Below are 14,529 nucleotides of genomic sequence, written 5' to 3' on the forward strand. Positions count from 1 at the left end.
CGTGGCGTGACGGCAGAGAATCTTCGACCCTGTTCGGAGGTAGCGGCATGACCATTGAACCGATCGGCTTCCTCGTCTTCCTGCTCGGCCTGGCGCTCGTCTACTATGGATCCCGCTTTGCGATAACTGCCCTCTGCATCTCCACGCTGCTCGGTGCAGCCGCAGCCTTCCAGCTTCCCGCACTCGGCGGCAGCAGCATTCAGCCGAGCCATCTGCTGCTGCTCTTCGTCGCGATCGGTGTGCTGCTTCGTCCGCGCCAGAAACAGGCGGCCCTGACCAGCCTGGCCTATCCCGGCCCCGGCTTCTGGTTTGCGGCCTATGTTCTGTTTTCTGCCGTATCGGCCTTCTTCCTGCCCCGCATTTTCGCCGGCGCGACACTGGTTTATTCATCCGCACGCAGCAGTTCCGGCTTGATGTCGATCATGGCATCGCCGCTGGCGCCGGGGTCCTCCAATCTCACACAGTCCGTCTACCTGCTCGGCGACCTCATCTGCTTCGCCGTCGTCTGCGGTTTTGCCCGGCTGGGGCACGGGCGCTTCATCGCCCGCCAGCTCATCGTCACGGCGCTCGTCTGCCTGGGTTTCGCCCTGCTCGATATTGCGACGTTCACGATAGGTCAGCCTGACCTGCTCGATTTCATGCGCAATGCCAACTATACGATGCACACAGCCGAGGTCATCGGCGGCTTCAAGCGCATCGTCGGTTCCTTCCCTGAGGCAAGTGCCTATGGTGCAGCGGCTCTGGTGTTTTTCAGCTTCACCCTCATCCTCTGGCTTGAGCGCTTCCCGAGCCGTTTCACCGGCTTTGCAACGGTATCGGTCGGCCTGACCGTGATCCTCTGCACCTCGACGACGGCCTATGTCGCCGGCCTCTTCATGATCGGTGTTGCGATCCTGTTTAGCCTCAAGCGGCTTTTGAGCGGCCAGGCCACACGTCCCTATGCGACCTTCCTTTTGATCACTCTGCTCATGGTGCCCTGCGTGATCATGGCTGTGGCTCTGATCCCGAGCGCGTGGAACGCCGTCGGCGATTTGGCGAACGTCACCCTGGCCAACAAGCTCGAATCGCAATCCGGCGAGGAGCGCACCGCCTGGAACACATTGGCGCTGGTCTCTTTCGTGGAAACAGCCACTTTCGGGGCGGGCCTCGGCACCGTACGCGCATCGAGCTTCGCCGCCGCACTTCTGTCGAACGTCGGCCTCACCGGGACGGCCCTATTCTTGCTGTTCCTTTACAGCCTCCTGACGGCGGCTGCTCGCAGCAAACTGGCGAGCCGTGAAAACCGGGCGATTGGGATGGCTGCCGTTTTCGCCTCCGTCGCGCAGATTGCCTCGGCGACGATTTCCGGAAGCAGCACCGACCTCGGCCTGCTTTTCAGCATCACGGCCGGGCTTGCAAGCGGTTGCCTGACCGCCCCCTACGGGCAGCAGAACCGCATGACCCGTCTGCAGAGGACGCCGGCATCTCTGATGAGTACGCCGGTATTTCCATCACGATGATGTGCGGAGGAGAAAACATGTCGGTGATGTCAGCCCTGCTGCTGCTTGCTCGGCACGGGCGCCGGGTCGACGATCGCACTCTCCTTGGACGGCTTGCGGCTGCGGCGCCAAAGCCCGGCCACGAAGACACCTGTCACATAGCAGACCTGCATCAGCACGAGGATAGCGAGACCGTAAAGCGCGGCTTCAAGCAGCGACGCGTTTTGATGAGCCACGATGCCGAAACCGAGGGCGACAACGATCGCGAATATCGCGAAGGCCCAGGCGCGAATGGCCGCTCCGGCTGCGAGCGAAATCAGTATCACAATGATCGTGCCGTTCAGCATTGCGATGCCTTATTCCTTTCTATCGTCCCACATGCGCCCCGTGCCGATCTTCACATTACAGGGCTTAATCCACAACACCCGGCTTTTGGTAGTGGAGCGATAGCAATGGTTAATTTTCTCACAATCCGCCGTGATCAAAACGCCGACGAGGCACGATTGGCCCCCGACCGGATGAGAAATTACTCGCTTGTGACAAGTACAGGGCAGCAACTCGACAAAGAGAAATTTTTTACAGACTCAATAAAGACACTTGCCGACAAAGAACGACGAGAAGGATTGTACCATGAGTAATCAGTGCGTGGCCTACGTTACGGATGTCGAATATTCCTTTCCGACTATTCTCTCGGCGCTCCAGGCCCGAAAATTTGCAAATCCTAAGACGGATGTCTGTGTTCTTATGTCGGAACATCTGGACAATTTTGAGGAACTGAAGAGCCTGCTTGCGTTGAGCGGCGTCAAGCTGATGGATGCGACGGAAGCACTGCACCAATCCCTCGGCAAGCTCGATGGTTCGCATTTCATGGGTCGTATCAGCGTCAGCACCATGGCCAAGCTCGTACTCGCCCAGATCCTGCCCGAAAATTATACCCAGATCATCTATCTGGATGGCGACACGCAGATCGTCAGCAGTCTTGCCGATCTCGAAAATGCGTTCGCGCCGCCTGGAAAGTTCTTCGCGGCCCGCGATTACACCTCTATCAATGGCTTGCTGCAAAACGGCAAGGACAGCAGTTATTTCAATGCCGGCGTTCTGAAATTCCACCGCGACGGCTGGATCGGGCCTGAAGCGCTGCAACTCTTTGCCACGAACCCGGAAGCATGCGACGGCAAGCATGATCAGGGCGCGTTGAACTATGTTTGTGGCTCCTCGCTCATCCTGGTGTCGAACCGCTGGAACTTCCCCAAGCAGTTCTTGCATCTGGTGGACATGTCCTCGCTCGCCATCGTCCACTACATGGCGCACCCCAAGCCCTGGCACGGCACGTTCTTCCCGTGGAGCGACACCGAAAGCCAAGTCTATATCGATCTGCGCAAGACACACCCAGCCTATAACGCGCTCTACCGGGGCATCAGCTTCGACCGCAAGGTGGTCTACAAATATCGTTCGATGCGCGAGCGCGTGAGACATGCCCTCCAGAATGAGATGCCCAATCCGCGCGTCCAGACCCTGCTCGCCGGCGACTATGTCGTCTGAGGAAAAGTCGGCCCGATCCCTGCAGGCAGAGCCGGTCTTTAAAGCCGGCACCAGTGTTCAGGAGCAGAAATGAGTGCTTTGACGACCAGCATCTCGCACTACGCCAAGGCCCGGCTGCGCCGTTCGCTGAAGGCTAGCCAGGTCGGCTATGCCGGGCTGCGCGACAGCCTGAAGCAGGCACGCCACGTGCTGATCTGCGTGATCCGCGACGAAGGACACCGGATGGAGTTCTTCCTGCAATATTATCGCGATCTCGGTGTTGAGCACTTCATTTGCATCGACAACGGTTCGAGCGACGGCACGGCCGAGCTCCTGTCCGGCATGCAGGATGTCTCGCTGTTGTCAGCCACCGGTTCCTACAAGGCAGCGCGCTTCGGCAATGACTGGATCAACGCGGTCATGAACCGCCATTGCCAGGAAAAATGGGTTCTCTATGTCGATGCGGATGAGTTTCTCGTCTATCCGCATTGCGATACGTGTTCGATCAGCCAGTTGACCGCCTATATGGAATCCGTCGGTGCCCGCTCGCTGCGCTCTGTCATGATCGACATGTACAGCCGCAATCCGGTCAGCGAAAACATCTGCGAGCCCGGCCGCAATCCGCTCGAGGTCTGCAGCCTCTTCGACCGATCAGGCTATGAATCGCATTTCGACAGGAACAGCCGCACCATTTGGATCAAGGGCGGTGTACGCGGTCGTGTCTATTTTCGCGGCCGCATCTGGGATGGCCCAGCGCTCAACAAGATCCCACTGATCTACGTATCCGGTGAACGCCTCTATCTCAAATCCTCGCACCAGGTCTGGCCGCTCGCCCTGAACCTTGGCGAAATGCGCGGCGCTGTCGGAATCACAAGCGCCCTCCTGCACTTCAAGTTCCTGTCGAGCTTTCTCAACAAGGTCGCCGATCCCGCCAACCGCTCGGAGCATACTGCTGAGTACACGATGTACTCTTCCCCCGAAGACGCTCGCAACTTCGTCTGCACAGGCACCAGCACCTATCACCACTGGAAGGATCTCTCCGACAGCGGTCTTATTCAGGGCGAGGGTTGGCAACTCTGGCGCAGCGCGTCCGACAGCGACCTGCGGCAACAGAGTCTGCTTTCACAGGAAAAAGCAGGTATCCCGGCACAGGGAGGCGCAGTCATCGTGGGCGAAGCGCAAGCTTCCCGTTGAATTCGTACATTTAGATAGCGCATCGGCCGGCCCTTCACTTCGGGTCGCTGCCGAGGCTGCTTTAAACATTCGTATTAACACCCGCATTTACGGTAACTTACTTCCATCCGCGCTGTAGCGCGGCCTAGAGTGCCGGACTGTTGAACCAGGAAGTGATCATGCTGCGACGCATTCTCCTTGCCGCACTTTCCGTGCTGGCAGGCTGCGGCCATCCGACCGGGGTGATGACCCCTGTCGCCCTCACGGCCAATACTCCGAAAACCTCGCAGGTCGAGATGCTGGTGGCGACCACTCGTCAGCCTTCCGCAAATCCTGCGACGCTTTTCAATGGGGAACGCAGTCCGAAGCCCTACCTGACGGATATCGCAATTTCCATTCCGCCGAAGCGCGCGGCTGGCACCGTACAGTGGCCCGAAAAGCTGCCGCCAAACCCGGCGACCGATTTCGCCGTCACGCGGGTCGAGCAGCTCGAGAGGCGGGCGGAAGGGCGTGCGTGGTTCCAACAGCATCTCGTTGATGGCCACGCACTCGTTTTCATACACGGGTTCAACAATACCTATGAGGATTCCGTCTTCCGCCTCGCCCAGATCGTCCACGACAGCGGCATGAAGGCGACGCCGGTCCTTTTCACCTGGCCTTCGCGTGCAAAGCTGACGGCCTATGAATATGACAAGGAGAGCACGAACTATTCGCGCACGGCACTCGAACAGGCGCTGCGAATCCTCGCGCAGGATCCGAGCGTCAAGGATATCACTATCCTTGCCCATTCCATGGGAACCTGGCTCGCCATGGAATCGCTGCGCCAGATGGGCATCCGTGACGGGCATGTGAACACCAAGATCCGCGATGTCATTCTTGCCTCGCCCGATATCGATATACAGGTTTTCGCCAAGCAGTTCGTGGAAATGGGTACGCCCCATCCGAAATTCACGATCTTCGTTTCGCAGGACGATCGGGCTTTGGCAGTTTCGAGCTTAATCACCGGAAAAGTATCCCGGCTGGGCGCCATCGACCCGTCCAAGGAACCCTATCGCAGCAGGCTGGAGGAGGCCGGCATTACGGCCATCGATCTGACAAAGGTCGACACCGGTGACAAGCTCAATCACGGCAAATTTGCCGAAAGCCCCGAAATCGTCCAGCTGATCGGCCAGCGGCTGATGACTGGCCAGCCCCTGACGGACTCCAACATCACCCTCGGCGAGGGCGTTGCCGCCGTCGTAGGAGGCACGGTGCAAACAGTGGGTAAGGTCGCCGGCACGGCAGTCGCAGCACCGCTGACGATCATCGGACAACCTCTGCCGGCCGCTGCAAAACCAGTCGAAGTCGAAGATACACTTCGCGCCGACCCGCAATCGAAGCCGCTGACGCAGTAACGAGCGCGATTTACGTGGGCGGTTACGTCTCGCAACACCGGCATTTACGGTAACGTACTTCCGCAAACGACCTCAAAGTAGAAGTCTCTCCCGGTCGAATGGCGACGATCCAGTTCCGGCGGGGTCATCCCTGCCCGACACCAAGGAGAGCGGAATGTTGAACGACCTTGCGAAGGGGAGGACGTGATGGCCACGACACTCTCCGGGAGACTTCTTTCGGCAACGGCAGCGGTCGCTATGAGCCTCGCCGCTGCACCCTTCGTTTCGATCGCCTACGCTCAGGAGGCGGCTCCTGCCGCAACGGCAGCGCCGGCGACGCCCGACAAGCCGAATATCCTCGTCATCTTCGGTGATGATGTCGGCCAGACGAATATCAGCGCCTATTCCTTCGGCGTCATGGGCTACAGCACGCCCAACATCGATCGCATCGCCAAGGAAGGCCTGATGTTCACGGACTACTATGCCGAGAACAGCTGCACGGCGGGCCGCTCCACGTTCATAACCGGCCAGGCCTGCCTGCGCACCGGTCTCTGCAAGGTCGGCATTCCCGGCGCAACCGTCGGCCTGCAGCCGCGTGACATCACCATTGCTCAAGCCCTCCAACCGCTCGGTTATTCGACGGGCCAGTTTGGCAAGAACCACCTTGGCGACCGCGACGAATTCCTGCCGACCAAGCATGGTTTCGATGAGTTCTACGGCAACCTCTATCACCTGAATGCCGAAGAGGAGCCGGAACGTCCCTATTATCCGAAGGACGATGAGGCCTTCGTGCGCGCGAACTCACCGCGCGGCGTGCTGAAGGCAACGGCAGACGGAAAAATCGAGGATACCGGTGCGCTTAACACCAAGCGCATGGAAACCATCGACGATGAGACGACCGCCGCGGCGATCGATTTCATGGACAGGCAGGTCAAGGCGGGCAAACCCTTCTTCACCTGGATGAACACGACCCGCATGCATGCCTTCACGCATGTGCGTGCGTCGATGCAGGGCCAGAGCGGCATGCCCGGCAACGAATATGCCGACGGCATGATCGAGCATGACGGCGACGTCGGCAAGCTCTTGAAAGCCCTCGACGATCTCGGCATCGCTGACAATACGATCGTCGTCTACACGACCGACAACGGGCCCAACCAATGGTCCTGGCCGGATGCCGCTACCACGGCGTTTCGCAGCGAGAAGGATACCAACTGGGAAGGCGCGTTCCGCGTTCCCGCCCTGATGCGCTGGCCGGGCCATATCAAGGCCGGCGAGGTCTCCAACCAGATGATATCCGGCCTCGACTGGTTCCCGACGCTGCTTGCCGCGGCCGGCGACCCAGACATCAAGGACAAGCTGGTAAAAGGCACGACGATCGGCGGCAACCAATTCAAGGTCCATCTCGACGGCTATAACCAGCTTCCCTATCTCACGGACCAGCAAGAGAAATCGAACCGTCAGGACTTCTACTACTTCAACGACGACGGACAGCTCGTCGCCTATCGCTACAACAACTGGAAGATCGTCTTCTGCGAACAGAGGGAGCCGGGTGGCTTCGTGGTATGGGCCAATCCCTTCGTATGCCTGCGCGCACCGAAGGTCTTCAATCTGCGGATGGACCCGTACGAGCGAGCCGATGTCGTCTCCGACCAGTATTACGACTGGCTGGCGAAGAATGCTTATCTCATCCAGTACGGCGTCTGGCGTGTTGCGCCATTCCTCCAGACCTTCCGCGAATTCCCGCCAAGCCAACGTTCGGCGAGCTTCAGCGTCGACCAGATGGTTGAGGCGCTGATGCGATCGCTCGAGCAGAGCCCAGCTGGCGCCCAATAGCATCGCCTGGCGAAAGACCGCAGGCGTGGCAAATTCTATCGCGCCTGCAATTCGAACTCACGCGGAGCGCATATGACAGCACGTGACGACATCCTCGATCTCGGCAAGCGTATCGGCCAATCGATCATCGGACAGGAGACGATGGTCGAACGGCTGCTGCTCGGCCTGCTCGCCAATGGCCATCTGCTGGTCGAGGGCCTGCCAGGCCTTGCCAAGACGAGAGCGATCAAGAGCCTGGCGAAGAACCTCGATTCAGAGCTTTCCCGTGTCCAGTTCACGCCGGACCTGCTGCCTGCCGATATCACCGGATCGGAGATCTATTTCTCCGAAGGCGGCAAGGGTGAGTTCAAGTTTCAAGAGGGGCCGATCTTCGCCAATCTCATCCTTGCCGACGAGATCAACCGCGCACCGGCCAAGGTACAATCGGCCCTGCTGGAGGCGATGGAAGAGCGGCAGGTTACCGTCGGCGGTAAGAGCTATCCGTTGCCTGATCTCTTCATGGTCATGGCGACACAGAACCCGATCGAGCAGGAAGGCACCTATCCCCTGCCCGAGGCGCAGCTCGATCGCTTCCTCATGCATGTCGAGGTCACCTATCCTGACGGGGCATCCGAAGCCGCGATCATGCGGCTCAACCGAGACGAGGAGAACGCTGCCCACACTAAAGGTTCCGCGCCGGCCACGGAGCGCCTGAACCCGCAGGCGGTCTTCGATGCCCGCAAGGAAATCGGCGCGGTGACGGTCTCCGAACCGGTCGAGAAATACATGGTCGCCCTCGTCCTAGCCACGCGCTATCCCGACCGATACGACAAGGACCTGGCAAAACTCCTGCAGGTCGGCGTCAGCCCGCGCGGCGTCATCGGCCTCGACAAGGTTTCACGCGCCTACGCATGGCTGAAAGGCCGCGATTACGTGACCCCCGACGATGTGAAGGCCATCGTCAACGATGTCTTTCGCCATCGCCTTATCCTGTCCTACGAGGCACACGCCGCCAATACCACCGCCGATCAGGTGATCGACCGCATCACTGTGCTGGTTGCGGTCTCATGAGTGGCGCGGCCCTGAGCAGCGATGGCGTCTACGTCACGACGGAACAGCTCGTCGCTCTCGAGGGCCGCGCCCGCAACCTGACCTTCGTCCAGAAAGCGAGAAGCCACCAGCAGCTCGCGGGGCGCATGCAATCGGCGCTGCGCGGCCGCGGCCGCGGCCTGATCTTCGAGGAATTGCGCGATTACCTGCCGGGCGACGATATCCGTTCCATCGATTGGCGGGTGACGGCGCGTACGAGCAGGCCGGTCGTCCGCATCTATGGTGAGGAGAAGGAGCGGCCGGCCATCCTGGTGGTCGATCAGCGGATCAACATGTTCTTCGGCAGCCGCCGCGTCATGAAATCCGTCACCGCCGCCGAGGCCGCCATGCTCTGCGCCTGGCGCATTCTTGGATCGAGCGACCGGGTGGGCGGCTTCATCTTTGGCGATGGCGATATAGAGGAGGTGAAGCCACATCGCAGCCGCAATGCCGTCATCGCGCTTGCCGACAAGATTGCCGCCAAGAACAAGGCGCTGAACGCCGGCTTTGCGGGCGTGCCCTCTCCGGCCTCGCTGGATGAAGTGCTGCAGCGCGTAGCGGGTATCGCCCATCACGATCATCTCATCGTCATCATCAGCGATTTCGGCGGGCACGGCGTGACGACGCGCGATCTGCTGCTGGCACTCTCGGCTCGCAACGACGTGATCTGTCTGCTGATCTACGATCCCTTTCTCCTGGAGCTTCCCAAATCCGCCGATATCGTCGTCAGCGGCGGAGGGTTGCAGGCGGAACTGTCGCTCAGCCAGGCCGGCGTGCGCAAATCCATCGACACCTTCGCCCGCAATCGCGGCCGCGAATTGCGGGCATGGCAACGCGAACTTGGCCTGCCCATGCTGCCCGTCTCCACTGCCGAGGAGACGGCGCCGCAGCTTCGCCGCCTGCTCGAGCAATCCGCCTGGCGGCAGCGGAGGCGCTGATGGAGCCGAAAATCCAGCTCGATCCGATGACCGAAACGGCACTCCGCTCTTTACACGACATTGCGGTTCCGCCGCCTGTCTCCTGGCTGCCTCAGACCTGGGGCTGGGCTGCACTTGCTGTCTTGCTCGGCATTGCAGTGCTGGCGGCCCTCCTTGTCTGGCTCAGGCGATATCGCCGCAATGCCTACCGGCAGGAAGCTCTGCGATTGCTTGATGGCATCGAAGTCGACATTCGCAGTCCGGCGAGCCGGGAAAAGGGTGTCCACGAACTGTCGGAACTCTTGAAGCGCACGGCACTCGCGGCATGGCCAAGGAGTGATGTCGCAGCCCTCACCGGTCAGGCGTGGCTGCAGCGCATGGACAGCCGCGGAGCGTACAAGGCGCTGGCCCGCCTGCTCGATGATCTCGAATATCGCGACAGTGCAGCCATCGCCGCTCTTCCCCCTGATAGCGCCAATGAGCTCATACTCAATTCGAGACGGTGGATCAGGAGGCACCATGTATCAGCTTGAGCATCCATGGCTGCTTCTGCTGCTTCCACTTCCCCTGCTGATCTGGTGGTTGCTGCCACCGCACCGGGAGACATCGGCATCGATCCGTCTGCCGTTTTTCGATCAGGTAACACGCGCCGCCGGCGTTCAGCCGACAGAGGGTTCCGTCGTGCCGAAGCGAGCATGGCACCAGACGATCGTCGAGGGCCTCGCCTGGTGCCTTGTCGTGCTGGCGCTCGCCCGGCCACAATTCGTCGAGCCACCGCTCGAAAAGGTAGAGCCGCAGCGCGATATCCTCTTGGCGCTCGACCTCTCGCAATCGATGGAGACACGTGATTTCCCGGTACCCGACGGCAGTCTGGGAGCGCGCGTCGACGCCGTACGAACCGTGGTCGCCGATTTCGTCACGAAACGACCGAACGACCGGCTAGGCCTGATCGCTTTCGGCGATGCGCCCTACCCGCTTGCGCCCTTCACCATGGACCATGATCTCGTACGGATGATGATCAACGGATTGCTGCCCGGCATTGCCGGCCCGCGCACATCGCTTGGGGATTCGATCGGCCTCGCGCTCAGAATGTTCGAAAAGACCACAGTCCCGGAAAAAGTCCTGATTCTGCTGACCGACGGCAATGATACGGCAAGCAAGATGCCGCCGCTGAAGGCGGCAGAGATCGCCGGCAGGAATAACATCATCATCCATGCGATCGGCATCGGTGATCCCGCCGCGACAGGCGAGGACAAGCTGGATACGGGCACATTGCAGAAGATCGCCGCAGATACCGGCGGGCGTTATTTCTTCGGCGGCGACCAGAACCAGCTCGAGGCGATATATGACGTTCTCGACCAGATCACGCCGGATGAACAGAAGGTACTGTCCTGGCGCCCGCGTATCGAACTGTTTCATTGGCCGCTTGGCGCCGCGATCGTCATTCTCGCCCTCTATCACCTCTTTGCAGGCTCTTACGGCCTGATCCGCAGGAGGGCCGCGGCGTGATTACGGATCTGCATTTCCTGCGGCCGTGGTGGTTGCTGGCCCTGTTCGTTCCACCCCTCATCCTCTGGCTGGCAGCGCGCTCAGACGATATTCGCGACCGTTGGAAGAGCATGATCGCGCCGCATCTGCTCGACAAGCTGATCGTCGAGCCCATCGGTCGTGGCCGGATCAATCCGTCTTGGCTGCTCGCCGGTCTGATGGCCTTGGGCACGATCGCCGCAGCAGGTCCGACGTGGCAGCGCGAGGCCCCGCCCTTTGTCGAGGATACAGCGCCTCTTGTCATCGCCGTCGATCTTTCGCCGACCATGGACGCGATCGATATCAGCCCCAGCCGCATCGAACGTGCAAAGCTCAAGATCCACGATATCCTTGCCGCGCGACCCGGGGCGAAAACCGCAGTCGTCGCCTATGCCGGCAGCGCCCACCTCGTAGTACCGCTGACAGAAGATGCCTCCTTGATCGAGAGCTACTCGGATGCCTTGGCGACGCGGATCATGCCCAAGCCCGGCAAGGACACGTCAGCTGCGCTTTCGCTGTCGAACAACCTTTTCAAGACCGAGGGCACGGCTGGCACGATCCTGTTTCTGACCGATGGTATCGAACCGGCGGCACTGGATGCACTGAAGGCCGCAAATGCCAATAGCGTCGTCATTCTCGGCATAGGAACTGCCGAGGGCGGTCCGGTCAAGACGGCCGACGGCAGCTTTCTGACAGGTGCGGGCGGCGGGCGCCTCCTGCCCAAACTCGATATCGAGGCCCTGAAGCAGGTACAGTCGGCGACGGGGGCAGATGTCGCTACTATCACGGATGACGATACGGACGTGCGCTGGATCAGCCAGCGCATCAGCACGAATTTTTCCGATGCGCAGGCTTCCGAAGGCAATCGCTGGCGGGATGCCGGCTGGTGGTTGGTTGGTCCGGTCGCCTTGTTGCTCGCCTTCTCCTTCCGGCGCGGCTGGGTGGTCAGGGTCGGCGCTCTGTTCCTCGCTATCCGATTACTGACGCCGTCTCCGGCGGAGGCGGCTGACTTCATGGATCTGTGGCTGACGCCGAACCAGCAGGGGCGACTGGCTTTCGAACAGGACGATTTCGAGAGGGCTGCCGGCCATTTCAGGGATCCCATGTGGAAAGGCGTCGCGCTTTACCGGGCTGGCCATTTTCAGGATGCGCTCGACGCCTTCGCAGCCATCGATACGGCCGAGAGCTGGTACAATCAGGGAAATACACTCCTGCATCTCGGCAAATTCGAAGAGGCCGTCGCGGCTTACCAGAAGGCGATCGAAAAACAGAAGGACTGGCCGGACGCTGAGGCCGATCTCGTCATCGCAGAAAGGCTACTAAAGGCCCAACAGGAGAAGGAAGAAGAGCAGCCGCAGGAGCCGAACGAGAAGCCCGACAGCGTCCAGTTCGACGACAAGGGAAAAAAAGGCAAGGAAGGGCAGATCAGCATCGCCGAACAGACCTCGGAGATGTGGATGAAGAACATTCAGACGAGCCCGGCCGACCTGATGGCGCGCAAGTTCGCAATGGAAGCGCAGGAGCAAAAGCAATGATGCGCTTTGGCCTGTTGTTTTGGCTGGTGATATCGGGGAGTGCGCTCGCCGCCGAACCGTTTGCGCGGGCGGCGATCGAAGGCAGCGGCGAGATCGTGCCGGGGCAGCAGATGCGCCTGACGGTCGATGTCTTCGTACCCGACTTCTTCACCTCGCCGCCGCAGTTTCCCCTATTCGATGTTCCGAACGCAATGGTCACCCTGCCGGAGGAGCGCAGCTTCAACCTGACGCAGACCATCGACGGCGTGCAATATTCCGGCATCCGCCGCAGTTATGCGATCGTGCCGGAAGTATCCGGCCTCTTTACCGTGCCGGATATCCCGATCGAGCTTGGCTATGCCGTGGAAGGAAAGCCGACAAAGGCAACCGTCACCATCCCGGGTATTTCTTTCACGGTCGGTGGCGACTCCCTCCCGGACCAGCCGGTATTTGCGGCGCATGGTTTGACGATCGAACAATCCTTCGATCGTGATCCGTCCAGGCTGAAGGCAGGCGATGCGCTTTCGCGGACCATCACCGTCACGGCTCTGGACACACAGGCCATGATGATGCCGCCGGTGGACATCGGCAACGCATCCGGGCTGCAGCAATATGTGAAGCCGCCTAAGATAGAAGACGGCATAGATATGAACAGGGAAACGGCCAGCAGACACACCGAAACCATTGTCTATACCACCGCCACCGCCGGAACATTCGACATACCCGCGGTTTCCTACCCGTGGTTCGATGTCGACAGCAAAACGCAGAAAACCGCGACACTTCCCGATGTGAAAGTCACGGTCGGCGCTGCAGCGGTCAAAGAGGCGATCGCTCCACAGCTTTCACAGGAAGAGAACCCCTGGTCGCGCCCGCGCAGCATCTGGCTCATTGCCGCAATCGCCGTCGCATTGGCGGCTGCCGTCCTCATTGTCCGCTGGCTCGCACCCAGTTTCGCCGCATGGCGCTCGAAACATCGGGATCTCAGAGACGGTTCCCGCTCCCATCACCTTCGCCAAATAACGCAGACCATCAGGACCGGCAGCGAAACCGCAATCTATGCGGCCCTGCAGGCCTGGGCCTCGGAACTCGGGTACCGAACCATCGCCGATTGGCTGGCAAGAGAGGGCTCTGCCGACCTCAAGCAGCAGATCGAACTTCTGGAGCGCAGGCTTTTTGCGGCACAAGTGGGTACGGATATCGACAGGACCGCAATCGCCAAGGCCCTTGTCCGGCATGGTGCTGTGAGCGACGAGAAAAAACGATCGGCGCTGCCGCCCATCAACCCGGTCACGGCCGATGGAAGATCGCCTGCCTACGGCGGCCCCCGTCCCTATTTCGGAAACAGGAATGTCATGCCGACGCGAAAGGCCCAGCCTTCCGCCCCACTATCGGGCGCGTCGGCCCAGTAGCGGACGCCGGCGGAAAGGCTGACCGGCTGCTGGCCAAACTTCAAAAGCTTCGAAGCCTGCAGATTGATCGGCACGGACAACTGATTGGCCTCCCAATCATAGGTGCTCTCGGTGTTGAGTGTGAAGGTCCAAGCATCCTTCGTCGTATAGGAAAGGAACGGCTGCAGGAAGGTCGAGCTCACATCCGCCCTGTCGCTCTGTCCCGCGAAGGACCAGATATGATTGGCGAGAATGCCATAAGTCCAGGGACCGTCCTGTTTCAACAGCACCGCGGTCGGACCCGCGCCCCATTTACCGGTTCCCAGCAATTCATCGGTCGCCGTCGGAATGAGAAAGACCGGGCCGACGCCCCAGATGAGTCCACCCGGTCCAGGCTGCTTGGGAGAGAAGAAGAAGCTCTGCGTGATATCGCCGATGCCGAACTGATGGCCGGAGGAGCCGGCAATATCGTCCTGCCAGATCACTGGAAGAATGGTGCGCGAAATGACGTTCCAATCCTCATTGATGGAAAACGGAATGACCGGCTGAATATTCAGCGTCTCGCGATTGCCGTCTTCCGGGCCGAAGCCCCGGTCGTAGTTGAACTGGAAGGGGACGCTGATCAGCGAAGCGACCGGATTGGTGAGCTTCTTGGCAAGATCGCTGTCGGACTCCTGCGCCGCAGCCGAGCCGATCATGCCGAACAGCCCGTGCAAAAGCGCCAGCAGGCAAGACGC

13 protein-coding genes are annotated in these 14,529 nt (G+C 60.4%); 11 read left to right on the forward strand and 2 right to left on the reverse strand.

All coding sequences use genetic code 11. The annotated features are described in order from the left end of the window. Window positions 1-47: 47 nt before the first annotated feature. A complete protein-coding gene (locus AB8B33_RS18060) occupies window positions 48-1,499 on the forward strand; it encodes a hypothetical protein (RefSeq protein ID WP_439016404.1) in 1,452 nt (483 codons plus the stop codon). Between the two features lie 29 nt (window positions 1,500-1,528). Here AB8B33_RS18060 and AB8B33_RS18065 read toward each other — a convergent pair whose 3' ends face one another. Continuing rightward, window positions 1,529-1,825 carry a hypothetical protein gene (locus tag AB8B33_RS18065; RefSeq protein ID WP_113181748.1) on the reverse strand — a complete coding sequence of 99 codons (297 nt, stop codon included), beginning with the start codon at window positions 1,823-1,825 and terminating at the stop codon, window positions 1,529-1,531. A 283-nt stretch (window positions 1,826-2,108) separates the two neighbouring features. Here AB8B33_RS18065 and AB8B33_RS18070 point away from each other — a divergent pair, with 283 nt between their 5' ends. The 10 genes from AB8B33_RS18070 to AB8B33_RS18115 all read left to right on the forward strand — a co-directional run bounded on the left by AB8B33_RS18070 (window position 2,109) and on the right by AB8B33_RS18115 (window position 13,813). Continuing rightward, window positions 2,109-3,020 (forward strand): glycosyltransferase family 8 protein, encoded by a 912-nt coding sequence (locus AB8B33_RS18070; RefSeq protein WP_439016405.1) that lies wholly within the window; start codon window positions 2,109-2,111, stop codon window positions 3,018-3,020. Between the two features lie 69 nt (window positions 3,021-3,089). Beyond that, window positions 3,090-4,193, forward strand: coding sequence for a glycosyltransferase family 2 protein (locus AB8B33_RS18075; RefSeq protein ID WP_439016406.1), 1,104 nt, complete (start codon window positions 3,090-3,092; stop codon window positions 4,191-4,193). Between the two features lie 158 nt (window positions 4,194-4,351). After that, complete coding sequence (locus AB8B33_RS18080; RefSeq protein WP_439016407.1) at window positions 4,352-5,566, forward strand: alpha/beta hydrolase; 1,215 nt, start codon at window positions 4,352-4,354, stop codon at window positions 5,564-5,566. A gap of 186 nt (window positions 5,567-5,752) precedes the next feature. Next, the gene (locus AB8B33_RS18085; protein ID WP_439016408.1) at window positions 5,753-7,378 is read left to right on the forward strand and encodes an arylsulfatase; all 1,626 of its coding nucleotides are present in this window, start codon (window positions 5,753-5,755) and stop codon (window positions 7,376-7,378) included. A 72-nt stretch (window positions 7,379-7,450) separates the two neighbouring features. Then, on the forward strand, window positions 7,451-8,428 hold the full coding sequence (locus AB8B33_RS18090; protein ID WP_439016409.1) for an AAA family ATPase: 978 nt from the start codon (window positions 7,451-7,453) through the stop codon (window positions 8,426-8,428). Further along, the gene (locus AB8B33_RS18095) at window positions 8,425-9,384 is read left to right on the forward strand and encodes a DUF58 domain-containing protein (RefSeq protein WP_439016410.1); all 960 of its coding nucleotides are present in this window, start codon (window positions 8,425-8,427) and stop codon (window positions 9,382-9,384) included. The genes AB8B33_RS18090 and AB8B33_RS18095 overlap by 4 nt, the downstream gene beginning before the upstream one ends. Then, window positions 9,384-9,896 carry a DUF4381 domain-containing protein gene (locus tag AB8B33_RS18100; protein WP_439016411.1) on the forward strand — a complete coding sequence of 171 codons (513 nt, stop codon included), beginning with the start codon at window positions 9,384-9,386 and terminating at the stop codon, window positions 9,894-9,896. The genes AB8B33_RS18095 and AB8B33_RS18100 overlap by 1 nt, the downstream gene beginning before the upstream one ends. Continuing rightward, window positions 9,883-10,872, forward strand: coding sequence for a vWA domain-containing protein (locus AB8B33_RS18105; protein WP_439016412.1), 990 nt, complete (start codon window positions 9,883-9,885; stop codon window positions 10,870-10,872). Before AB8B33_RS18100 ends, AB8B33_RS18105 begins: the two co-directional genes overlap by 14 nt. Continuing rightward, window positions 10,869-12,425, forward strand: coding sequence for a VWA domain-containing protein (locus tag AB8B33_RS18110; protein ID WP_439016413.1), 1,557 nt, complete (start codon window positions 10,869-10,871; stop codon window positions 12,423-12,425). The genes AB8B33_RS18105 and AB8B33_RS18110 overlap by 4 nt, the downstream gene beginning before the upstream one ends. Then, entirely contained in the window at window positions 12,422-13,813 is a 1,392-nt protein-coding gene (locus tag AB8B33_RS18115; RefSeq protein WP_439016414.1) for a hypothetical protein, read from the forward strand. Before AB8B33_RS18110 ends, AB8B33_RS18115 begins: the two co-directional genes overlap by 4 nt. Here AB8B33_RS18115 and AB8B33_RS18120 read toward each other — a convergent pair. After that, window positions 13,735-14,490, reverse strand: coding sequence for a transporter (locus AB8B33_RS18120; protein WP_439017271.1), 756 nt, complete (start codon window positions 14,488-14,490; stop codon window positions 13,735-13,737). The genes AB8B33_RS18115 and AB8B33_RS18120 overlap by 79 nt on opposite strands. Window positions 14,491-14,529: the final 39 nt, after the last annotated feature.

This window comes from Rhizobium sp. 768_B6_N1_8, assembly GCF_051811225.1.
Lineage (GTDB): Bacteria > Pseudomonadota > Alphaproteobacteria > Rhizobiales > Rhizobiaceae > Rhizobium.

Bases quoted from the DNA above. Each gene is read 5' to 3' on its own strand.
- AB8B33_RS18115 (WP_439016414.1), top strand. From the start codon at position 12,422: ATGATGCGCTTTGGCCTGTTGTTTTGGCTGGTGATATCGGGGAGTGCG.
- AB8B33_RS18070 (WP_439016405.1), top strand. From the start codon at position 2,109: ATGAGTAATCAGTGCGTGGCCTACGTTACGGATGTCGAATATTCCTTT.
- AB8B33_RS18060 (WP_439016404.1), top strand. From the start codon at position 48: ATGACCATTGAACCGATCGGCTTCCTCGTCTTCCTGCTCGGCCTGGCG.
- AB8B33_RS18080 (WP_439016407.1), top strand. From the start codon at position 4,352: ATGCTGCGACGCATTCTCCTTGCCGCACTTTCCGTGCTGGCAGGCTGC.
- AB8B33_RS18120 (WP_439017271.1), bottom strand. From the start codon at position 14,490: ATGATCGGCTCGGCTGCGGCGCAGGAGTCCGACAGCGATCTTGCCAAG.
- AB8B33_RS18065 (WP_113181748.1), bottom strand. From the start codon at position 1,825: ATGCTGAACGGCACGATCATTGTGATACTGATTTCGCTCGCAGCCGGA.
- AB8B33_RS18095 (WP_439016410.1), top strand. From the start codon at position 8,425: ATGAGTGGCGCGGCCCTGAGCAGCGATGGCGTCTACGTCACGACGGAA.
- AB8B33_RS18105 (WP_439016412.1), top strand. From the start codon at position 9,883: ATGTATCAGCTTGAGCATCCATGGCTGCTTCTGCTGCTTCCACTTCCC.
- AB8B33_RS18100 (WP_439016411.1), top strand. From the start codon at position 9,384: ATGGAGCCGAAAATCCAGCTCGATCCGATGACCGAAACGGCACTCCGC.
- AB8B33_RS18075 (WP_439016406.1), top strand. From the start codon at position 3,090: ATGAGTGCTTTGACGACCAGCATCTCGCACTACGCCAAGGCCCGGCTG.
- AB8B33_RS18090 (WP_439016409.1), top strand. From the start codon at position 7,451: ATGACAGCACGTGACGACATCCTCGATCTCGGCAAGCGTATCGGCCAA.
- AB8B33_RS18085 (WP_439016408.1), top strand. From the start codon at position 5,753: ATGGCCACGACACTCTCCGGGAGACTTCTTTCGGCAACGGCAGCGGTC.